Origin of the sequence: Variovorax glacialis (assembly GCF_051216375.1) — a bacterium.
Lineage (GTDB): Bacteria > Pseudomonadota > Gammaproteobacteria > Burkholderiales > Burkholderiaceae_C > Variovorax.
In genome coordinates this window covers 203451-224312 of the sequence record NZ_JBPJZT010000001.1, presented here as the reverse complement: position 1 = coordinate 224312, position 20862 = coordinate 203451, and the positions used below count along the sequence as shown (strand labels likewise).

Sequence of the window (20862 nt, the reverse complement as noted above, 5' to 3'; positions counted from 1 at the left end):
TGCCATGAGAGGCGTCGTCCCGGGCACACCCGCATCAACCCCTCGCCAGGTTTTCCTTCCGCGCGATCTGCCCAAGCGTCTCGTACACGAGCCGGACAGGCGCGACGTTCCAGCCCAGGCGTTCGCGCATGCCGAGCACTGCGCGCATGGCCAGCAGCGAGTGGCCGCCCAGGTCGAAGAAATTGTCCAACGGAGAAATGTCGTCCGCGCCAAGCAGGCCGGCCCAGATTTCGGCGATGGCGATTTCCTCGGGCGTCTGCAAGCGGGCGCTTCGGTGCTGCTGCGTCGTCATGATTTCGCTGACAGGCTTTGGCAGTGCGCTGCGGTCGATCTTCCCGTTCGGAAGCAGCGGCAATTCCTGCAGTCGAACGATGTGCTGGGGCAGCATGTAGTCGGGCAGGCGTTCGCGAAGGAATTCCCGCAGTGCCATGGGGTCCATCAGGTGCGCGTGCGTCACGCAGTACGCGACCAGCCGCACGTCGTCTTCGGCTTCGACGCGCGTGACGACCACGGAATGTGAAACCGATGGATGTTCCGACAGCGCGGCTTCGATCTCGCCCAGTTCGATGCGATAGCCGCGCACCTTGACCTGGTGATCGAGCCGGCCGAGGTGTTCGAGCAGGCCGTCGTGGCGCCAGCGCACCAGGTCGCCCGTACGGTAGAGGCGCGCGCCGGGCTCGTCGCTCCAGCGGTCCGGCACGAAGCGCTCGCGCGTCAATTCATCGCGCCGGTGGTAGCCCAGCGCGACACCCATCCCGCCGATGCATGCCTCGCCCGGCACGCCGATGGCGCAAGACTGGCCGAAGGCATCGAGCACCCACACGGAGGTGTTGCCGATCGGGCGGCCGATGCTGATGCCTTGCGTCGGGGATTGCACCTGCCAGCAGGTCGACCAAACGGTGGTTTCGGTCGGGCCGTACATGTTCCACAGCGCCGTGCTGCGTTCCATGAGCTGCTCGGCCAGGGCGGGCTGCAAGGGCTCGCCGCCGATGAGTGCGCGGAAGCCGGGTCCGCCGGTCCAGCCCGTGTCGACGAGGCCACGCCAGGCCGACGGCGTGGCCTGCATCACCGTGGCCTCGTGGCGCTCCAGCAGCGCACGCAGTTGCGTCGGCTCGCCAACCTGCTCCCGGCTGGCGACGATGACCTGGGCACCCACGGCCAGCGGCAGCAGCAGTTCGAGCACGGCGATGTCGAAGGACAAGGTAGTGACCGCCACCAGGCGATCGCTTTCGAGCAGGCCGGGCTCACGCGCCATCGCCACCAGGAAGTTGACCACCGCCCGGTGCGGCAGGGTGACCCCCTTGGGCTGCCCCGTCGAGCCGGACGTGTAGATGATGTAGGCGGCATCCAGCGGCTGTGCGTCCAGCGCCGCATCGGGCGCCAGGGCGAGCGGCGATGCGTCGGCCGCCATCGCGGGCGCGTCCGGATCGAGCAACGGCACGTTGACGCCTTCGAAAGGCGCGGCCAGGGCCGGCGGAACCAGGATGGCGGACAGGCCCGCATCGTTGGCCATGTAGCTGAGCCGGTGCACCGGGAACGCCGGATCCAGCGGGACATAGGCAGCCCCTGACTTCAGCACGGCGAGCAGGGCCACCAGCATGCCGGCATCGCGCGGCAGGCACAGCCCGACGCGGTGCCCGCGGGCGATGCCGCGCATGCGCAGCGCACGGGCCAGCACGTTGGACTCGGCCTCCAGTTCCGCGTAGCGCATCTCCCGGCCCGACGCGTCCACCACGGCAACCCTGTCGCGCAACGCCTCGTTGGCGGTGCGCAAGTGGTGATGCAGCACCTGCCGCACAGGCAGTTGCAGATGCGTGGCATTCCAGTTGTTGCGCAGGAGGGCCAACTGCGTCGGCGCAACGACCGAGTAGGTCGACAAGGGGCGCTCCGGCTCGGCCAGCACCTGCTCGATCACCGCGATGAAGTTCTCGAGCATGCGCTCGGCGGTCACGGCCGCATAGAGCTCGGTGGAGTATTCGAGGTGGATGCGATGCGCGAACTCGGTGTCGATGTGGATCGAGAAATCGAACTGCGACGCCGTGTGCTCGTGGTCGAATTCCTCGTAGCGGAAGTCCACCGGCGCCAGTCCGCCCACCGGCGCGTTGAGCACGTTGAACAGCACGCGCACCAGGCCGTCGGGTTGCGTGATGCCGCCTTGCCCCAGGGCTTCCACGAGCTCGTCGTACGGTGCGTCCTGGTTGGCATAGGCTCCGAGCGCCGTGTCGCGCACGCGCCGCACCAGTTGGAGGAAGGGCGGGTCGCCGGACAGGTCGGTGCGCATCACCAGCGTGTTGACGAGTGTGCCGACCAGCTGCTCGGTCGCCAGGTGGTGACGATTGGCGATCGGCGTGCCGACAGCGATGTCCGTACTGCCGGCCTGCCGCGCAAGCATGAGCTTGAACGCGGCCAGCAGCAGCACGAAGGGGGTCACGCTGTGCCGTGAACAGAAGGCACGCACCGCATCGCGCAGCCGCAAGGGCAATGCCGCAGACACCTTGGCGCCGTGATAGACCCCGTGCGGGGGACGCACGAAGTCGATGGGCAGCGACATGGGCCGCAGTCCGTGCAGGCGGTCGACCCAGTAGGCCATCTGGCGCTGGCGCTGCAACACCGTCTCGGGCGAGCGCTGCCAGACGGCATAGTCGGCGTACTCGACAGGCATGGCCGCCAGGCGGGGCTCGTGACCGCCGCGCCAGGCGGCATAGAGGGCGAGCGTTTCGCGCATCAACACCGCCATCGACCAGTTGTCGGCGATCGCATGGTGCATGAGCCAGAGAAACACATGGTCCTCTTCGCCCAGGCGCAGCAGCGTGACGCGGTGCAGCGGCGGATGCGCCAGGTCGAAGGGCGTGGCCGCGCGCTCGCGCAACAGCGCACGCGCTCGGCCCAATCGCTCGGCCGGATGAAGCGCCTGAAGGTCGATGTGCTCGACCTGCACCGGGAGGCTCGGCAGGATCAGCTGGACCGGTTCCGTCCCCTCCATCCGGAAGTGGGTGCGCAAGCCCTCGTGGCGCTCGACCAGCCGGTCGAGCACGCGCTGGAACAGAGCATGGTCGAGCGGCCCCCGCAGCCGGAGCGAGACTTCGATGTTGTACGCCACGGAAGCCGGATTGAATTGCTGGATGACCCACATGCGCCGCTGCGACAGCGAGACCGGCAGGGGTTGGCCGCGCGGCACGGTGGCGATGGACGCGGCGGGCGCGGGCGCATCGTCGCGCAAGGCCTCGGCCACGCGCCCGGCCAGCGCCGCAACCGTGGCGTGCTCGAACAACGCCTCCAGCGGCAGCCGCACGCCCAGCCGATCGTGCAGCCGCGAAGCGACCTGCGACATCGTGAGCGAATTGCCGCCGAGTTCGGCGAAGGTTTCCAGCACGCCGAAGGCGCTGGTGCTCAGCACCTCCTGCCAGATGTCCCACACCGCCTGCTCGCCGGCGTCGCGCGGCGCAACCTGCGCCGTTCCGTGGCCCTGCCGCTCCACCGCCAGCACTTCGAGTTCGCCGGCCAACCATGCCTTGCGCGAAGACTGGCGCTGGATCTTCCCGCTCGACGTGCGATGCAGGGCGCCGGCCCGAACCACCGCCACTGTCTCGATCGGAACGTCATGCGTCTGCGCCACGGCTCGGCGCACCGTGCGCGCAATGTCGGCTGCGTCCGCCGCAGCCGTGAGACGCTCCACTTCGAGCACGATCACGACCGACTCACCCTGCTCGCCGTCGATGCCGAAGGCGGCGCCGAAGCCGGCGCGAATCGCGGGATGCGCCCGCTCGGCGGTTCGCTCGATGTCCTGCGGATAGTGGTTTGCGCCGTGGATGACGATGAGATCCTTGTGCCGGCCGGTCAAGAACAGTTCGCCGTCGTCGACGAAGCCCAGGTCGCCCGTCCGCAGCCAGGGTCCGGAGCCGTCCGCCAGCGTGGCGCCGAAGACGAGGCGCGATTGCTCGGGCTGCTGCCAGTAGCCCGCGCCGACGCTGGGCGAGCGCACCCAGATCTCGCCGATGCCGTCGGCGGCGCAACGGATCCGAGTCTCTGGCGCGACGATGGCCAACTCCGTGTCTTTCACAGGCGCACCGCAACCGACAAGGGTGCGGCTCGTGGCACCCGCAACGCCCTGCTTGCGCACCCGATGTGCCTGCAACGCGGCGGCATCCAGGTGGAGCAGGCGCGGCGGTTCGCTGCGCCTGGCGAAGGTCACGCCGAGGACCGACTCGGCCAGCCCATACGCCGGCGAAAACGATGCGGGCCGCAAGCCTGCCGGCGCGCAGGCCTGCAGAAAGCGCTGAACCGTGTCGGCTCGGATCGGCTCGGCGCCACAGCTGAGCGACACCAGGCTCGAAAGGTCGCCCGCGTAGGGCTGCCCGTCGAGGTGGCGCAGGCAGGTGGCATAGGCGGAGTCCGGTGCGCCGCTGTGCGTGATGCGAAAGGCGGCAATGGCGTCCAGCCAGCGCAATGGCCGCCGCAGGAAGGTCAACGGCGACATCAGCCAACTGCCGATGCCGAGTTCCAGCGGCGCGAGCACGCCGAACACCAGCCCGTAGTCGTGGAACAGCGGCAGCCAGGTGAGCGGCCGGCTGTCTACGTCGCCCCCGTTGGCGACGATCAGCGCACGCGTGTTGGCCAGCGCGTTGCCATGGGTGATGCATACGCCGCGCGGCGCCGAAGTGGAGCCCGAGGTGTATTGCAGGTAGGCGAGTGAATCCGGCCCGGCGGGCGCATCGGTGGGTGACAGCGCCGGCTCTTCGGGCTCCAGGCCAACCAGTTCGTCGAGCGTGAGCAAGCGCGCGCCGGGAGCATCTTGCCCGCCGAGGAGATCGGCCACCGGCTGCCGGATCGATTCGCCGACCAGCACCAGGCTCGCGCCCGCGTCCTCGATGATGAGGCGCAGCCGGGGTCCAGCGCGAAGCAGCCGGATCGGGTCGGGTGGCGGAACCGGCACGGCCACACGGCCCGACAGCATGCAGGCCCAGAAGGCGCACACGAAGTCCAGCCCGGTCGGCAATGCCAGCAAGACCCGGTCACCTGGCCGCGTGACCGTGGCCAGTCGCGCGGCGAGCGCGCGGGACTGCTCACCCAGTTCGGCGTAACTCAGGCAATGAGCAACCGTCAGGTCGTCGCGCAACACCGAATAGGCTGGAAGATCGCCTCTCTCGCCGCAGCGGGTTTCGAATAGCGTGGCAAGCGTGCCGCCAGAGGCTGCATGTTGTGCGTTGCACTGTGAAGGGGCGGCTTGGATCAATGGCAGTCAACAATCAATTTATCAACCGCGGGCTCACGCAAATGGCAGTGGCGCCGAATCAAACGGGGCCACCAGGTTCGATTCATGATACTGCCGCCGCTGCGAGCCCCACTTTAAGTTCCCTATCGGTCATAGCGCTCCAGAGGTTTCCGTGACGCAGTTCACGCCATTGATCAACAGTGGGTCCATTCTTCGGACGTCCGTCGATCCTGTCCTGCAAGCAAGCAGACTTCTGTCCGCCATCGGCGCCAGTTCAGGCCAGTAGATTCTGACGTTGCATCAAAAGGAGATCGTCATGGCAGATGACCTGGAAAACCGCGGCGCACAGGACCGCAGCCGCATCAACATCAACGAAGCGCACGAAGTCCGCTACTGGGTTCAGCGTTTCGATGTGACCGAGGAAGACCTCCGCAAGGCGGTTGCCGAGGTCGGCGTGTCGGCCGACAGAGTCGCCGAATTTCTCGGAAAGCGGTGAGATGGCGACGGGCAGTAGAACCCTCTGGAAGGGCGCGATCACCTTCGGATTGGTCCATATCCCGGTCGGCCTCCACACCGCCACCACCGAGGAAGGCGTGGACTTCGACTGGCTGGACAAGCGGACGATGGATCCGGTGGGCTACAAGCGGATCAACAAGAAGACCGGCAAGGAGATCGACAAGGACAACATCGTGAAGGGTGTCGAGTACGAGGACGGAAAGTACGTCGTCATATCGCCCGACGAGATCGAAAAGATCTACCCGCGCACGACGCAGACCATCGAGATCCAGCGCTTCGTCGACGCCAATGCGATCCCGTTCGTCTATCTGGAGCGGCCCTACTATGTGGCCCCGGTCAACAAGGGTCAGAAGGTCTATGCGCTGCTGAGGGAGGCCCTCCTCAAGAGCGGCAAGATCGGCCTGGCCAAGGTGGTGATCGCGACCAAGCAGCATCTGGCGGCGCTCGTACCCAGCGACAAGGCGCTCGTGCTGAATCTGCTTCGCTGGGGCGATGAGGTGAAATCGCTGGAAGGCTTGGACCTGCCGTCTGCCGGCACCAAGGGCGCAAACATCAGCGCCGCGGAAATGAAGATGGCCGAGCAACTCGTCAAGGACATGTCGGGTGAGTGGAAACCCGAAGATTTCAAGGACGAGTTCAAGCACGAGGTCATGAAGCTCGTGGACAAGAAGGTGAAGGCAGGGGATACCGAAACGGTGATCCAGCCGGAAGAGGAGGCACCTTCCGAAGGCGCCGAGATCATCGATCTGACGGAACTGCTGGCCCGGAGCCTCAAGGGTGGCAAGGGCTCGAAGCCGGTCGCGAAAAAAGCGCCGCGCAAGGCGCCTGCCAGGAAGGCGCGCAAAGCGGCCTGACCGAAGCGCATGCCCGCCTCGATCCGTCGAATAGCCATTTACGTCGATGCGACGGGGGAGGGCGCATATCGATGGGTCCTGATCGAGCACGCGTCGAAGCCTTCGCGGTGGACCGAAATCAAGGTCTCCCCGAAGACGCAGGCGACCTACCGCGAAGCAATGGCCGATGGCCTGTTGGCCTTGCAAGGCCTGGTCGGCGACCTGGACGAAGGGCCGCGTGAAGCGGCCGACTCCGAACGCGCACCGACGCGCTCGGGCAGTCGCTTCGGTTTCGGCGACCTGCCTGCCGCGCGGTGAAGAACCTTTGAAGCGTCAGTCCATGAGTCGCCTTGGCAATGCCTGGGGCCATGTGTGGCGCGCCGCGATGGCCACGCCGGGCCTTCGCGTGGTCGTGCTGGCCATTCGCAACTACATCCTGCACCAGAGCGCCAACCAGGCCGGCAGCCTGGCGTTTTCGTCGGTGCTCGCGATGTTTCCGCTCCTGATCCTGCTGTCCGCGGCCGCCGGCTTCCTCGGGCAGCCCGGTGATGCCGCGGCGCTGGCTGCGCGCGTCCTGGGCTACGCGCCGCAGGTGGTGCGCGATGCGATGCAGCCGGTCGTCGATCAGGTCCTGGCCCAGCGCAACCAGGCACTGCTGACCATCGGCGTGATAGCCACCCTGTGGACCGCCTCGTCGGGCCTGCAGGCCGTGCGCACGGCGCTCAACCGTTCGTATGGCATCCAGCGTGGCCTCCCGTTCTGGAAGGCCCGCCTCAAGGTCACGCTGTTCACGGTGGTCGTCGGTGCCGGGATCCTGGCCGCGTTCAGTTCGGTGATCATCATGCCGCTCGTGTGGCAGCTGCTGGAGGCCAACGTGGGTGTGGGGCAGGAGGCGCTCTGGCTGAACAACGGCGTGCGCTACGGCCTGGCGTTCGTGGCGCTGACCGTCCTGTATGCGCTGCTCTACGCCTGGCTGCCGGACATTCGCCAAGGGCTGCGCACCGTGCTTCCCGGAGCCCTCGTCGGAGCGGCGCTGTGGGTGGCGGCCGCCGCGACCCTGTCATACACGCTGCGCAACGCGGGCAAACTGGCCCTCGTTTACGGCAGCTTCGCGGGCGTGGTCGCGACGCTGGTGTTCCTGTACATCAGCGCAACCACCTTGATCTTCGGTGCGGAGCTCAACGCGGTGCTGCACGAACGCGCGGAACCGCCAGCCCAGCCGCTTGCGCCGTGACAGGCCACGCGGGATGGCAGAGCAGATGCCATGGGGTGCCGCAAGGTGCTGCAGAAACCGCCTACACGGCCCGGTGCGCCCGGGACTACGTTGCCCGCCGGCGCGATCCATAGAGTGATCGATCCAACAGTCAACGAAGGGACCCCATGGCTGAAAGCAGCGCGAGCGTGCCCGAGCACCTGTCGGGCATTCCGATGGGCCGTGAAGTGGAAAGCACGCTGCGGAAGGTCTTCGGCCTGCGGAGGTTGCGCGCCGGGCAGCGCGAAGTCATCGCCCGGGTCCTCGACGGCCACTCGACCCTGGCCGTGATGCCGACCGGCGCCGGCAAATCGCTGTGCTACCAGCTGCCGGCCGTTCTTCTCGAAGGGCGCACGGTCGTGGTGTCGCCCCTCATCGCCCTCATGAAGGACCAGTGCGAGAAGCTGCGAGAGAACGGCATTGACGCGGTGCAGCTCAACAGCCAGTGCCCGGCCGAAGAAATCGAAGCGGCGGAGTCGGCCATCCAGGACGGCTCGGCACGGATCGTCCTGACCACGCCCGAGCGGCTTGCCAACAAGGCGTTCATGGCCCTGCTGCAAACCGGCGCCACGGCGCTGCTCGTCGTGGACGAAGCGCATTGCATCTCGCAATGGGGCCACGACTTCCGGCCCGCCTTCCTCGAGATCGAGGCTGCGCTTCGCGCCCTGGGCAGGCCGCCGGTGCTGGCCCTCACGGCCACCGCGAGCGACGAGGTCGCCCGCGACGTGATGGCACGCCTGGGCATTCCCAGGGCCGGCCTGCTCGACACGGGCACCTACCGGCCCAACTTGCGCTACGCCGTCGAGCAGCTTGCGACCGAAGACCGAAAGCGCGAGCGCACGCTGGCGCTGGTCAAGGATTTCGCTGGCAGTGGCATCGTCTACACCGCCACCATCAAGTCGGCCGAAGCGGTGCATGCGGCGCTGGAGGCCGCGGGTGAAACGGTATCCCTGTATCACGGAAAGCTCGGTGGCGAGGAGCGCCGGCAGGCGCAAGACGCCTTCATGAGCGGCCAGGTCCGCGTGATGGTGGCGACCAACGCCTTCGGCATGGGCATCGACAAGCCGGACATCCGCTTCGTGCTTCACTACCAGATGCCGTCCGGGCTCGAGAGCTACTACCAGGAGTCGGGTCGGGCAGGGCGCGACGGCGCACCGGCCCATTGCGTCCTGCTGTTTCAGCGGCGCGACCGTGCAGTGCAGCAGTTCTTCCTCGCGGGCCGCTATCCCGATGCAAAGGAGCTAAATGACGTCTATGCCGCGTTGCGTTCGGCGCCGCCCGACGCGGCCGGATGGACGCTGCAGGCGCTTCAGGAAAAGCTTCAGGCGCCTCGCACGAAGGTCCACGTCGCGTTGGCCCTGTTGCGCCAACGGCGGATCGTGCGCCAAAGCGCCGATGGCGGCCTTGCGGTCGTGCGTCAGGCCGTCGCGGCCGGCGACCTCTCGGCCATGCTCGATCAATACCGGGAAAAACGCGAACATGACCAGGCCACGCTGGAGGGCATGGTCTTCTATGCGCAGACCGGCCTCTGCCGGTGGCAGGTGCTGTTGGCGCATCTGGAGGGCGAGCCTCGCACGGCACCTTGCACGCGCTGCGACAATTGCAGGCGCATCGCCCTCGCCAGCGCGCAGGCCAGGGCTGAAGAGGCGCCGGACGCCCTGTCGGAGAGACGCGCCACGGTAACGTCCAGGTTTCGGCCGGAGGCGATGGTGCGCGTCCGGCGATATGGCGTCGGCCAGGTGGTCGCCGCGGACACGCTGGCGGTCGACATCGAGTTTTCGGATGGAAGCAGGCGCTCCTTCCACCCGGACTTCGTGCGCCCGGCGCGGCAGGCCGCTGCAAGGCCCAGCGAGGCTGGCGGCTGAGGAGGCGTGTTGCGAAGTCGGGCGATGCAAGCGCTCAACGTGGCAACGCCGCCATAGGCTCGTCGGGAATGCTCAGGGCGCAGGGCGCCCCGGAACCGTCCCCGCCACGCTTGCGCCCGCGCCTGCGGACGCCGGCGTCGTCACTGGCCGGAAAGTCCAACGCAGCCGACGCCTCTCCACGCGCAGCCGCAGTCCCTGGTACCTCACCAGGTAACGCAGCCCGATGCACGCCGACGCCAGCCCCGCGGCGGCGGCCACGCCCATCGCCCAGCGCGGGCCGAATGTGTCGGCAACCCATCCCACCACCGGTGCGCCGATGGGCGTGCTGCCCAGCAGCGTTGCCAGCAGGATCGCGATGACGCGGCCGCGCAGCGCGGGGTCGGTCGAAAGCTGCACCAGGCTGTTGGTGGAGGTGGTGAGCGTCTGTGCCGCGACACCGGTAACGACAAGGGCCAGGCCGAACGCGACGACATGCGGCATCAGCGCGGCCGAAAGGCAGCCCAGGCCGAACACCGCCGAGCCGACCACGAGAAGGCCCAGGTGCGGCTTCGACCGGCGTGCCGCGAGCAGTGCCCCTGTCACCGAGCCGATGGCCATCGTGGACGACAGCAGGCCGTACTGTCCGGGTCCGCCATGGAAGGCACCGACCGACATGGTGGAAATGAAGATCGGGAAGTTCAAGCCGAAGGTGGCCACCAGGAACAGCATCGACAGCACCGCGCGCAGGTCAGGCCGGTTCCAGACATAGCGGAAGCCGTCCATCAGGCTCGCATTCCTGCGCCCTTCCGCACTGTGGCGCGAGAAGAGTTCGCTCTTTCGCAGGCAGGCGAGCGAGATCAGCACGGCCACGAACGACAGTGCGTTGAGCAGGAAGGCCTCGCCCGGACCCGAGGCCGCGATCACCACGCCGGCCACGGCCGGACCCACCATGCGGGCCGCATTGAAGGAAGTGGAATTGAGCGCCACCGCATTCGAGAGCTCGGCATCCGACACCAGCTCCGCCACGAAGGTCTGGCGCGCCGGCGCGTCGAACGCCGCCACGCAACCCAGCAGCAGCGCGAAAACGTAGACATGCCAGAGCTGCGCCATGCCGCTGATGGTGAGCAGCCCCAGGCCGAGCGCGAGCGTCGCCATGGCGGCCTGCGTGAACATCAGCAACTTGCGCCGGTTCAGCCGATCGGCAGCGAGCCCGGTGAACGGCAACAGCGCCAACTGCGGGCCGAACTGCAGTGCCATCACGATACCCACCGCGGTGGCGTTGTGGTTGGTCAGGTGCGTCAGGACCAGCCAGTCCTGCGCGGTGCGCTGCATCCACGTGCCGATGTTGGAAACCAGCGCACCGGCCGCCCACAAGCGGTAGTTGCGGATGCGAAGCGAACGGAAGGTCTCGCTCAAGCGGCCTCCACCAAGGCCAGGACGTCCTCGGTGCGACAGGTTTCGCCCAGCCGCGGGAAGATGCGTGCCAGGCTGTTCGCGTGCGCCTGCTCGTTGAGGTCGGTCATCGCGTCGACCACCAGGGCTACGTTGAAGCCGAGCTCTTGCGCTTGGCGAGCCGTCGATTCGACGCCGATGCTGGTGGCGACACCGGCCAGCACCACCTGTGTCGCGCCGCGTTCGCGCAAGGCCGTTTCCAGGCCGGTCCCGGTGAATGCGCCCCAAGTCTTCTTGCTGACGCGAATGTCCTGCGGTTGCGCGTCGAGTTCGGGCACGAGTTCGGCCCAGTCGGCGCCGGGCGCGGGCCGTGCGGGTTGCGGATCGGTGCGACCGGGCGCGGCGCCCACCACGTTCACCAGCACGACCGGCCATCCGCGGCGCCTGAAAGCGGCGGCCAGTCGCGCGGCCTGCGCCACCACGTCGGAGGTCGGATGCGCCGTCGGGAGACTGACGATACCTTTCTGGAGGTCGATGAGAACGAGGGCGGGATGGGGGTCGAGCTTGGACAGCGGCATGGGAATCTTTCGTCGTCGTGGGAGGGGTTCAATCGAGCAGGCGCTGCAGGAGCTGCACGGCGGCAGCCAGCTGCTTCTGTTCGGCGGGGGAGTAGCGGGCGGAGATAGTGCGCTGCAACCAGTCTTCGCGCGCGGCACGGACCTGCCGCAGCACCTTGCGCGACTGTGGGGTGAGCGACAGCAGCGTGCGTCGCCCGTCCGCGGGATCCGGTCCGCCTCTGACGTAGCCGGCCTCGATCAACGCGGCCACCGTGGCGCCCATGGACTGCGAACGCACGCCTTCGGCCGTCGCCAGTTCCGTCACCGTGGCGATCTCCTGGCGCTCCAGTCTCAGCAGCACCGCACGCTGCGATTCGGTCCAGTCGGCGACGGAGGCTTCCTGCCGCAACCGCCGGCGCAACTGCGACGCGAGCATGCGCAGATCGACCGCGAGTGCATGGGCGGCTTCGGTGGTCGGTTCGGCGAGTTGAACGGTCATGACCGGTGCAGGGGATTGGACAGGAGAACTACGAAGTTTAGCTTCCTATCTTCACCCTGACCGGCACGTGGTTTCCGGCTACCCAGGCCGGTCAGTGCGTCCGGGGCGTCAGGCGAATGCGCTCAATGCGCCATCGGCGCAGGCGGCCACGGAACGGAAGGATCTGCCGGCGGCACGGAGGCCAGCAGCGAGCGCGTGTAGGGATGGCGCGGGTTGGCAAAGACCGCCGCGGTCTCGCCTTCCTCGACGACGTCGCCACGCTGCATGACAACCACCCGCGAGCAGAGGTAGCGCACGACCGACAGGTCGTGCGAGATGAGCACCAGCGCGATCCCGTGGCGCCGTCCCAGTTCGATCAGCAGGTTCAGCACCTGGGCCTGCACCGACACGTCGAGCCCCGAGACGATCTCGTCGGCCACCAGCAGCTTCGGCATCACGCACAGCGCCCGGCCGATGTTCACGCGCTGCTTCTGCCCGCCCGAGAGCTGGCTTGGAAAGCGCGTGAGCGCGTCCTCCGGCATGCCGACGTCGTTCAGCAGCTGACGGGCCTGCTGCTCGCGCGGGTTGCGCTCGAGCTTCGCCGCCATCTGGTCGGACTCGTAGGCCTGGGTCAGCAACCGGAACACCGAACGGCGCGGATTCAGCGCGGAGTGGGGGTCCTGGAAGATCATCTGCACCTGCTCGCGCGTGAGCCGCAAGGCCTGGGCGCTCGACCGTTCCTGCCCTTCCAGCAGCAGCCGGCCGCTGGTGAGCGATTCGGCGCCGACGATCAGGCGCGCCACCGAACTCTTGCCGCTGCCGCTTTCGCCCACGATGCCGACGAACTCGCCGGGCTGCACCTTCAGCGAGAGCCGGTTGACTGCGACGTTGTGCACCTTGCGCCGACCCAGCAGGCCCCGGCGCGCGGTGTAGCGCAACGTGGCGTCCTGGAGTTCCACCAGCGGCGGCGCACCGGGGTCACCGCTCGGTGCTTTCCAGGCCGCACTCCGACTGTCGTCTTCAGCCGACTGGCCTTCAGCATGCTCGCGAGGCGCGATGCAGCGGACCCAATGTCCGGGGGCCTCTTCGACCAGTGCAGGCGGCTGCAGCGTGCACGCAGGTTGCCGCTGCGGGCAGCGTGCGGCGAAGCGGCATCCGGTGATCGCGCCCAGCGCGGCGACGCCCGGCATCTGTCCGCCCAAGGTCGGCAGCACGCGCTGCGGCCCATGCACGTCGGGCGTGGCGTGGTCCAGCGCCCAGGTGTAGTGGTGGCGCGAGCGGCGCAGCACTTCGCGCGCCGGTCCGTATTCGACCTGCTCGCCCGCGTAGAACACGGCGATGTCGTCGCACACGTGGGCCGCCAGCCGCAGGTCGTGCGTGATCAGCAGCATGGCCGTCTGGTGAATGCGCCGCTGCTCGGCGAGCAGTTGCAGCACGTTCGCCTGGCTGACGACGTCGAGGGCGGTGGTCGGCTCGTCGGCCACGATGAGCGCCGGGTTGGCCACGAAAGCCATCGCGATCAGCACACGTTGGCATTGGCCGCCCGAGAGTTCGTGCGGGTAGCGATCCGCCAGCTCGTCGGGCTTCGGCAGGTGCACCGATTCCAGTTGCTTCAGCATGAGACGTCGGCGCCCCTTGGGCGGCACACCCAGGTGCGCCAGGTGCTCGTCGAAGGTCTGGGCGATGGTCAGCACCGGGTTCAGCGCGGTCAGCGGTTCCTGCGGCACGAAGGCGATGCGCCGTCCGAGCAATTGGCGCCAGGCCCGCGTGCCCAGCGTCAGCAGGTCCATGCCGTCGAACTTGATGTCGCCGTGCGTGATCTCGAAGCCGGCCGGGATGTGGCCCGAGATCACGCGGCCGATCATGCTCTTGCCGGCGCCGGATTCGCCGACCAGCCCGAGGACCTTGCCGCGTTCCAGCGTCAGCGAGACGTCGCGCAGCAGATCGACCTTCGCGCCGCCGAGGCGGGCCGTCAGTGTGAGATGGGAGATGCCGAGCATGTCATTCGCTCCGCAGGCGCAGCCGCGGGTCCAGCGCCACGCGGACACCATCGCCGAAGAGGTTGCAGCCGAGCACCGTGAAGATGATGCAGGCGACCGGCACCAGCATCACCCAGGCGGCGCTCTGCATGTCGGTGCGGCCGTCCGCCAGCATCTGCCCCCAGGTCGTGACCTGCGCGGGCACGGAGAGACCGATGAAGGACAGCGTCGCCTCCACCACGATGGCGATGCCCATCTCGATGGAGAACAGCGTGATCATCAGCGGCACGACCGCCGGCAGCACCTCGCGCAGCATGGTGCGCAGATGGCCGAAGCCGAGCAACCGCGCCGCCAGCACGTAGTCGCGCCGTCGGGTGACGAGCACGTCGGCCCGGATCACGCGGCAGAAGCGGGTCCAGTCCACCAGCACCACGGCCAGGATCACCTTGTCCACGCCGGTGCCGAGGCCGACCAGCAGGATCAGCGAAAGCACCACCGGCGGGAACGACATCCAGAGGTCGACCACGTAGCTGATGCCGCGATCCACCACGCCACCGAAATAGCCCCCCAGCATGGCCAGGGTGCTTCCCAGCAGCATCGAGCCCAGCGCCGCGACGACGGCCACCGTCAAGGCCACGCGCGCGCCGTAGATCGCGCGCGACAGCACGCAGCGGCCCAGGCCGTCCGTGCCCAGCGGGAATGCGGCGTCGCCGCCCGGGGACCACATCGGCGGCGTCAGCATGTGCAGCAGGTCCTGGTCCAGCGGATCGTGCGGCGCCACCCAAGGCGCGAACACGGCCAGCAACAGCACCACCAGAAGAATGCCGCCGCCCACCCACACGCGGGGCTGCCGACCCAACTGGCGCAACGCGCCGCGGGTGACGGAAACGGAGGGGCCGGTCGGGGCCGACGATGTGATCATGGCAGTGGCGGTCATAGCGTTCTCAGTCGCGGGTTCAACACGGCATACAGAACGTCGACGATCACCGTGATCGCCAGCATCAGCACACAGAAGATCAGCGCAATGCCCTGGATCAAGGGCAGGTCGTTGCCCTTCACCGCCTGCACCATCAGGTTCCCGACGCCGGGAAAGCCGAAGATCATCTCGACCAGCAACGCGCCGCCGAACAGGAAACCGAACTGCACGCCGATCATCGTGATCGTGGGCAATGCCGCGTTCTTCAGCATGTGGCGCCACACGATGCGCGTTTCCGACAGCCCGCGCAGCCGCGCCGTTTCGACATAGGGTTCGTTGGCGGCGTCGATCAGGCTGGAGCGCAGCACCCGGATCACCAGCGGCGCGAAGCCCAGGGCCAGGGCGAGCGCCGGCAGCAGAAGGTGCGACAGCGCGGTAAGCCAGGCCTCGAAGCGTCCCACCAGCAGGAGGTCGATGACGGCGAACCCTGTGATGTCGGGCAGCACGACGCCTTCGCCGACCCGTCCGCTGAAGGGCAGCACCGGCCACAGCACGCCGAAGGCCAGGATCAGCAGCAGGCTCCAAAGGAAGGAAGGGATCGACTGCATCAGCGCGACCGCGAGGTCCGCCACGGTCTCGCGCTGGCGCTGGTAGAGCGCATAGGCCAGCACGCCGCCCGGCACGCTGATCAGCAGCGCGAGCAGCAGGCCGGCCAGCGTCAGCTCCAGCGTGGCGGGGAGCGACGACAGCATCAGGTGAGCGACCGGCTGGCGGAAGTTGATCGAAGTGCCCAGGTTGCCGTTGAAGGCCTGCCAGAGCCAGATCAGGAATTGCTGCGGCACGGGCTTGTCGAAACCGAGTTGCTCCCGCAGCGCCGCCGCGTCGGCCGGCGTGGCCGATGCGGGCAGCAGCATCGCGAGCGGATCCACCGGCAGCATGCGCAGCACGACGAACACCACCAGCGACAGCAGCAGCAGGGTCGGGATGGCCAGCAGCAGCCGGCGCAGGACGATCGCGGAAATGATCTGGAACATGCTGTGGAGCCTGCGCGCAGTCTGTCAGGGGTGAAGGCGCCTCAGCGGTACTTCATGTCCGCCGGCAGGATGTAGCCGTTGTCGAACAGGGTGGGTTGCAACGCCGACGAATAGGCCGTGGTGGCCACGGCCTGCAGCAGCGGGATGGCCCACGATTGCTGCGACGATTCGACGTTCAGCGCCTTGTAGCCGGCCATGCGCTTGGTCTCGTCGACCTCGGTCATCAGGGCATCGATGCGCGGGGCGAGCGTCATGTCCTTCCAGGTCGAGAAGCGCAGGCGCGGATCGAAGATTCGCCCGGCATAGTTCTCCGGGTCGCCGGTGCTGTTGACCCAGCTGTAGAGGAGGGGACCCGCGAGCTTGCCGTTCTGCGCCGCCTCGACCAGCTTGGCCGGCGTGGTTTCCTCGATGGTGGCGTTGATCCCGACGGCCTTCCACATGCCGGCGATGGCGCGCGCCATGTCGTAGTCATTCGGGAACACGCCGTTGGTGGACAGCAGCGTGAAGGACACCGGGTTCGAAGGGCTGAAGCCGGCGGCCTTCAGTTCCTCGATGGCCTTGTTCTTGTCGTAGGGGAACTTGAAATCGGGCACGTAGGAGGGTGTGCCTTCGGGCGTCATGACCGACAGCGGCTTCGCGACGCCGCCGTAGAAAGCCTTGGACAGCGCCGCCTTGTCGATGGACAGGTGCATGGCCGCTCGCACGTGGTCGTTGTCCATCGGCTTCACGTAGTTGGGAATCCGGATCATGTAGACCTCGGAGACCGGATAGACCTTGGTCATGATGCCGGTCTTCGACGCCAGCCGCTGCACTTCGCGCATCGGCAGCTGCGTGGCCATGCCGACCCGACCGGACTCGGCCAGTGCGACGCGCGCCGAGCCTTCCGGCACGATCTGGAACACCACCTGCTTGATGGCGGGCACGCCGCCCCAGTACTTGTCGAATGCCTCCAGCACGATGCGCGAGCCGCGCTGGTGCTCCACCATGCGGTAGGGCCCGGCGCCGATCGGCTTGGCGTTGAAGCCTTCGGCGCCCACCTTTTCCATGTAGGCCTTGGGCACCACGTAGACGGCCAGGAAGGCCAGGTAGATCGGCGCGGCCGGCGTCGGCCGGTTGAACACGAGCACGCCCTTGGTCGGCGCACTCACCTCGACGTCGCCCAGGGTGTTGAGCATGCCGCCGACCAGCAGCTTCTTGTCGGCCTTGGCGCGTTCGGACAGGCTGTAGCGGACGTCGTCCATCGTCAGGCGTGTGCCGTCGTGGAACAGGATGTCGTCGCGCAGGGTGATCTCGAGCCGGGTCGCCCTGTTGTCGAGCCACTTCCACTCCTTCACCTGGCGCGGTTCGAGCTTCAGTTGCGGCGAGTAGCGCAGCGGCGAATCGAAGACCGACTGGTAGAGGTTCTGGATGTTGGGAATGGAGAGCGCGTTCGGGTCCCACGTCGGCACGTCCACCGGGTAGGCGATGGCCAGGGTGGACTTGTCCACGGTCTGCGCGCCGGCCATCTGCCACGGCAGGAGCGAGCCCGCACCGGCGGCGAGCGCGCCGAGCAGCAGATGGCGTCGGGCCGGGTCCTGCAACGCCCGCTGGAGCTCGGCATCCTGGGGGCGCGGGAATTGGAAGTCTGTCATGGTGCGTTTCTCTTCTCGATGAAGGGGAGGGACGGGGAGGGGAAGCTGGCGTTCAGTGGCGGCGCGCGGTGCGTGCGACGGACGGTGTTCATGGCGCATCCGTTTCGCTCAGGGCTGCGTAGGCACGCTCCGCAGCCAGCACGAACCGGAACATGCTGTCGTGGGCCGCGACCGAGTCGTGGCGCGCAAAGCTCGCATGCAGTTCCTTGAGCCCTGCGACGACGACCGGATGGATCTCGGGCCCGCGCAAGGTGGACATGCGTACCGTCAGCACCTGGTCGGAGCAGCGCATGATTACCGCCGCCAGCCGCTTGTTGCGCACCGCGCCCAGCCAGGTCTCGCGGAAATCGACGTTGGCACGGAACAGGCGCGGGAAATCCTCCGAGTCCTGGGCCGCCTTGGCCTCGCTCAAGGCCGCGCTCAGTTTCGAGATGCCGGCGCGCGACAGGTCGCGGGCGGCAAGCGCCGCGGCACGCGGCTCCAGCAGCTTGCGCAGCTCGAAGACTTCCATTACGTCCTTCGGGTCCAGCGTGGGGATGCGATAGCCGCGCGCCGTGCTGACCAGCACGCCCTCCGCCACCAGTTGCAGCAAGGCCTCGCGAACGGGCATGCGCGACATGCCCAACTGCGCCGCGATCTCGAGATCCACCATCCGATCTTCCGGCGTGACGAGGCCCGTGCGAAGACGGCTGCGCAGGGCGTCGTAGGCGATGGCGCTCAGGCTCTGGCGGCTCTGCGGCTGCGCTTCGGGCAGGGCCTTCAGGGGTGAGGTCGAGCGCGCCACGGTCAATTTCCGTATACGGTTTGACGTCGATCCGCCGTCGGATTTTCGTTCCCGATTCGCCCGCGCTGATCGCCCAAACGAGAAAGAAATGCATTCGCCTCTCTGGAAAAGCCGCTTCGGCGCTTCGCCAGTGATTGCCAATTTAGTTGAGGCTTAAAGTACATTGACTTCAATGTGGCACGAACAATATACTGTTGTCAACCGCTTTTATCCTTGTTTCCCGGCCGCCTCGGCCGGGGCGAAAGCGGCGGAGCGTTTCTACCCATGAATTCGCAAGCACCGCCCTTCCAGCATCCCTTCAAGCCCCGGCTGGAACGTGGCGCTGTCCTGCCTCTGGTGTGGTTGGCGCTCGGCAGTGCCGCGCTGGCCGAGATCGCGGCCGGGTCGGCGCCTGCGGCCATCGTGGTCGACCTCCAGCATGGCCTGTGGGAGCGCGGACCGCTCGAGGCCGCCGCGGGCATCGCAGGGGCGCGCACTTCCGTCATCGCGAGGACGGCTGATTTCTCCGCGACAGCCGTCGGCGCTGCGCTCGATGCAGGCGTGGCCGCGGTCATGGCGCCGCTGGTCGAAACCGCGGAGGACGCGGGCGTCCTGGCCAGCGCGGGCCGCTACCCGCCGCAGGGCCGCCGCTCGGGCGGCGGCGTGCGGCCACTGCTGGCCGGCATCGACAGCATGCGGGCCGTCAACCAGCACGTGGCCGTGGGCGCCATGATCGAGACCGCGCTGGGCGCGCAGAACGCCGAGGCGATCTGCGCCGTCGACGGCATCGACTTCATCTTCATCGGCACCGGCGACCTGGCGCTGTCGATGACGGATGCGAGCGCCGAGCAACTGAAAGCCTGCTGCGCGCGCATCCGAGACGTCGCTCACAAGCAGGGTCTCCCCTGCGGCCTGTTCACTTCCGACGCGGAAGCCGCCCGCCAGGCCTTCGCGGACGGCTACGAGCTGGCCGTGGTCGCCAACGACATCGGCCTCGCGGCACGCGGCTTCGCCCAGGCGATGCAGGCGGCCCGGTCCTGATCTTCCTGAAGAAAGACCTTCCGCATGAGTACTGAACAAGCCGTCGATGCCCTGGTCCAGGCGCTCGGCACCGATCTCGTCGCCACCGGCGCGGCCATTCCCGACAGGCGCCACGGCGACTGGAGCGGCGTGCCGGCCAGCGTGCCGCGCGCGCTGCTGCGCCCCCGCACCACCGAGCAACTCGCGCGCATGCTCCAGATCTGCAACGAGTTCGGGCAGCCCGTGGTTCCGCAGGGCGGGCTGACGGGCCTTGCCGGCGGCGCCTGCTGCGGACCCGACGAAGTCGCGGTGAGCCTGGAGCGCATGAATGCCATCGAGGAGGTCGATGCGATCTCCGGCACGCTCACCGCGCAGGCCGGCTGCACGCTGCAGGCGGTGCAGGAAGCCGCCGCGGCAGCGGGCTTTCTGTTCGCGCTGGACCTGGGTGCGCGCGGCACCTGCACCATCGGCGGCAATCTTTCGACCAACGCCGGCGGCAACCGGGTCATCCGCTACGGCACGATGCGCGACCAGGTGCTCGGCATCGAGGCGGTGCTCGCCGACGGCAGCGTGGTCGGCGGCCTCCACAAGATGGTGAAGAACAACACCGGCTACGACTTCCGCCACCTTCTGGGCGGCGCCGAAGGCACGCTGGGCATCGTCACGCGCGTGGTGCTGAAGCTGCATCCGCAGCCGCGATCGGTGTCCACCGCCTGGTGCGGCCTGCCGAGCTACGACGCGGTGACCACGCTGCTTCAGCGCGCGAAGGCGGAACTGCCCGGCGGCGTGTCGGCCTTCGAGGTGATGTGGCCCAGCTACCTCGACTTCATGATGGAGAAGGTCAAGGGCCTGCGCGCACCCCTGCCGGACCGTCACGCCATGAACGTGCTGATGGAGAGCGCGGGCGCCGACGATGTCCACCACCCGGTGGCCTTCGACGAGTTCCTGGCCCGCATGCTGGAAGAAGGCGTGATCGAGGATGCGGCCGTGGCGCGCTCGAGCACCGACGCTCGCTCGCTGTGGGCGGTGCGCGATGCGACCGCGGAATTCCCCATGCTGCTGCCCGGCATGGCGGCGTTCGACGTGAGCTTCGCGATAGCGGACATCGGCCGTGCCGCGCTGGAGTGCGAAGCCCTGCTGCGCGAAAGGTGGCCGGACGGCACGGCCCTCGTCTACGGTCATCTGGGTGACGGCAACCTGCACGTGATCGCGCATGCCGATGGCGGCCGGCCCGAGACCCGCGCGCAGATCGAGGAAGTGGTGTACGACCTGACACGGCGCTATCGCGGCGCCGTTTCCGCCGAGCACGGCATCGGCCTGCTCAAGCGCAAGGTGCTGGGCCACACGCGCAGCCCCGCGGAACTCGCGGCGATGCGCGCCGTGAAGCACGCGCTGGACCCCAAAGGCATCCTCAACCCCGGCAAGGTGATCTGAG

16 protein-coding genes are annotated in these 20862 nt (G+C 67.8%); 7 read left to right on the top strand and 9 right to left on the bottom strand.

Annotated features, from left to right (window positions below; genetic code table 11):
* Nucleotides 1-34: 34 nt before the first annotated feature.
* Nucleotides 35-5233, bottom strand: a complete 5199-nt coding sequence (locus ACSFBL_RS01080; protein ID WP_435513883.1) for an amino acid adenylation domain-containing protein — start codon at nt 5231-5233, stop codon at nt 35-37.
* 295 nt (nt 5234-5528) lie between these two features.
* On the opposite strand from ACSFBL_RS01080, the gene ACSFBL_RS01075 reads away from it, so the two are divergent.
* The 5 genes from ACSFBL_RS01075 to ACSFBL_RS01055 all read left to right on the top strand — a co-directional run bounded on the left by ACSFBL_RS01075 (nt 5529) and on the right by ACSFBL_RS01055 (nt 9678).
* The gene (locus ACSFBL_RS01075; RefSeq protein WP_435513882.1) at nt 5529-5708 is read left to right on the top strand and encodes a DUF3606 domain-containing protein; all 180 of its coding nucleotides are present in this window, start codon (nt 5529-5531) and stop codon (nt 5706-5708) included.
* A gap of 1 nt (nt 5709) precedes the next feature.
* Complete coding sequence (gene ku, locus ACSFBL_RS01070; protein WP_435513881.1) at nt 5710-6582, top strand: non-homologous end joining protein Ku; 873 nt, start codon at nt 5710-5712, stop codon at nt 6580-6582.
* A 9-nt stretch (nt 6583-6591) separates the two neighbouring features.
* Nucleotides 6592-6879, top strand: coding sequence for a hypothetical protein (locus tag ACSFBL_RS01065; protein WP_435513880.1), 288 nt, complete (start codon nt 6592-6594; stop codon nt 6877-6879).
* Nucleotides 6880-6901: 22 nt separating this feature from the next.
* Nucleotides 6902-7795, top strand: a complete 894-nt coding sequence (locus tag ACSFBL_RS01060; RefSeq protein ID WP_435513879.1) for a YihY/virulence factor BrkB family protein — start codon at nt 6902-6904, stop codon at nt 7793-7795.
* 146 nt (nt 7796-7941) lie between these two features.
* Entirely contained in the window at nt 7942-9678 is a 1737-nt protein-coding gene (locus tag ACSFBL_RS01055; RefSeq protein WP_435513878.1) for a RecQ family ATP-dependent DNA helicase, read from the top strand.
* Between the two features lie 72 nt (nt 9679-9750).
* Here ACSFBL_RS01055 and ACSFBL_RS01050 read toward each other — a convergent pair whose 3' ends face one another.
* The 8 genes from ACSFBL_RS01050 to ACSFBL_RS01015 all read right to left on the bottom strand — a co-directional run bounded on the left by ACSFBL_RS01050 (nt 9751) and on the right by ACSFBL_RS01015 (nt 18428).
* Nucleotides 9751-11073 carry an MFS transporter gene (locus tag ACSFBL_RS01050; protein WP_435513877.1) on the bottom strand — a complete coding sequence of 441 codons (1323 nt, stop codon included), beginning with the start codon at nt 11071-11073 and terminating at the stop codon, nt 9751-9753.
* Nucleotides 11070-11627 (bottom strand): isochorismatase family protein, encoded by a 558-nt coding sequence (locus ACSFBL_RS01045; protein WP_435513876.1) that lies wholly within the window; start codon nt 11625-11627, stop codon nt 11070-11072. Before ACSFBL_RS01045 ends, ACSFBL_RS01050 begins: the two co-directional genes overlap by 4 nt.
* A gap of 28 nt (nt 11628-11655) precedes the next feature.
* Nucleotides 11656-12105: a MarR family winged helix-turn-helix transcriptional regulator gene (locus tag ACSFBL_RS01040; RefSeq protein ID WP_435513875.1), complete on the bottom strand. Its 450-nt coding sequence runs from the start codon at nt 12103-12105 to the stop codon at nt 11656-11658.
* Nucleotides 12106-12227: 122 nt separating this feature from the next.
* Nucleotides 12228-14084 carry a dipeptide ABC transporter ATP-binding protein gene (locus ACSFBL_RS01035; RefSeq protein ID WP_435513874.1) on the bottom strand — a complete coding sequence of 619 codons (1857 nt, stop codon included), beginning with the start codon at nt 14082-14084 and terminating at the stop codon, nt 12228-12230.
* Between the two features lies 1 nt (nt 14085).
* Nucleotides 14086-15000 (bottom strand): ABC transporter permease, encoded by a 915-nt coding sequence (locus tag ACSFBL_RS01030; protein WP_435513873.1) that lies wholly within the window; start codon nt 14998-15000, stop codon nt 14086-14088.
* Complete coding sequence (locus tag ACSFBL_RS01025) at nt 14997-16013, bottom strand: ABC transporter permease (RefSeq protein ID WP_435513872.1); 1017 nt, start codon at nt 16011-16013, stop codon at nt 14997-14999. The genes ACSFBL_RS01030 and ACSFBL_RS01025 overlap by 4 nt, the downstream gene beginning before the upstream one ends.
* A 41-nt stretch (nt 16014-16054) precedes the next feature.
* Nucleotides 16055-17644, bottom strand: a complete 1590-nt coding sequence (locus ACSFBL_RS01020) for an ABC transporter substrate-binding protein (protein ID WP_435513871.1) — start codon at nt 17642-17644, stop codon at nt 16055-16057.
* An 88-nt stretch (nt 17645-17732) separates the two neighbouring features.
* A complete protein-coding gene (locus ACSFBL_RS01015) occupies nt 17733-18428 on the bottom strand; it encodes a GntR family transcriptional regulator (RefSeq protein WP_435513870.1) in 696 nt (231 codons plus the stop codon).
* 264 nt (nt 18429-18692) lie between these two features.
* On the opposite strand from ACSFBL_RS01015, the gene ACSFBL_RS01010 reads away from it, so the two are divergent.
* On the top strand, nt 18693-19448 hold the full coding sequence (locus ACSFBL_RS01010) for an HpcH/HpaI aldolase family protein (RefSeq protein WP_435513869.1): 756 nt from the start codon (nt 18693-18695) through the stop codon (nt 19446-19448).
* 24 nt (nt 19449-19472) lie between these two features.
* The gene (locus ACSFBL_RS01005; protein WP_435513868.1) at nt 19473-20861 is read left to right on the top strand and encodes an FAD-binding oxidoreductase; all 1389 of its coding nucleotides are present in this window, start codon (nt 19473-19475) and stop codon (nt 20859-20861) included.
* Nucleotide 20862: the final 1 nt, after the last annotated feature.

What these genes read in the sequence shown, in the direction of transcription:
- ACSFBL_RS01030 (WP_435513873.1), bottom strand. Translation starts at nt 15,000, where the DNA reads ATGACCGCCACTGCCATGATCACATCGTCGGCCCCGACCGGCCCCTCC.
- ACSFBL_RS01055 (WP_435513878.1), top strand. Translation starts at nt 7,942, where the DNA reads ATGGCTGAAAGCAGCGCGAGCGTGCCCGAGCACCTGTCGGGCATTCCG.
- ACSFBL_RS01020 (WP_435513871.1), bottom strand. Translation starts at nt 17,644, where the DNA reads ATGACAGACTTCCAATTCCCGCGCCCCCAGGATGCCGAGCTCCAGCGG.
- ku (WP_435513881.1), top strand. Translation starts at nt 5,710, where the DNA reads ATGGCGACGGGCAGTAGAACCCTCTGGAAGGGCGCGATCACCTTCGGA.
- ACSFBL_RS01065 (WP_435513880.1), top strand. Translation starts at nt 6,592, where the DNA reads ATGCCCGCCTCGATCCGTCGAATAGCCATTTACGTCGATGCGACGGGG.
- ACSFBL_RS01060 (WP_435513879.1), top strand. Translation starts at nt 6,902, where the DNA reads ATGAGTCGCCTTGGCAATGCCTGGGGCCATGTGTGGCGCGCCGCGATG.
- ACSFBL_RS01010 (WP_435513869.1), top strand. Translation starts at nt 18,693, where the DNA reads ATGAATTCGCAAGCACCGCCCTTCCAGCATCCCTTCAAGCCCCGGCTG.
- ACSFBL_RS01005 (WP_435513868.1), top strand. Translation starts at nt 19,473, where the DNA reads ATGAGTACTGAACAAGCCGTCGATGCCCTGGTCCAGGCGCTCGGCACC.
- ACSFBL_RS01025 (WP_435513872.1), bottom strand. Translation starts at nt 16,013, where the DNA reads ATGTTCCAGATCATTTCCGCGATCGTCCTGCGCCGGCTGCTGCTGGCC.
- ACSFBL_RS01040 (WP_435513875.1), bottom strand. Translation starts at nt 12,105, where the DNA reads ATGACCGTTCAACTCGCCGAACCGACCACCGAAGCCGCCCATGCACTC.
- ACSFBL_RS01075 (WP_435513882.1), top strand. Translation starts at nt 5,529, where the DNA reads ATGGCAGATGACCTGGAAAACCGCGGCGCACAGGACCGCAGCCGCATC.
- ACSFBL_RS01035 (WP_435513874.1), bottom strand. Translation starts at nt 14,084, where the DNA reads ATGCTCGGCATCTCCCATCTCACACTGACGGCCCGCCTCGGCGGCGCG.
- ACSFBL_RS01045 (WP_435513876.1), bottom strand. Translation starts at nt 11,627, where the DNA reads ATGCCGCTGTCCAAGCTCGACCCCCATCCCGCCCTCGTTCTCATCGAC.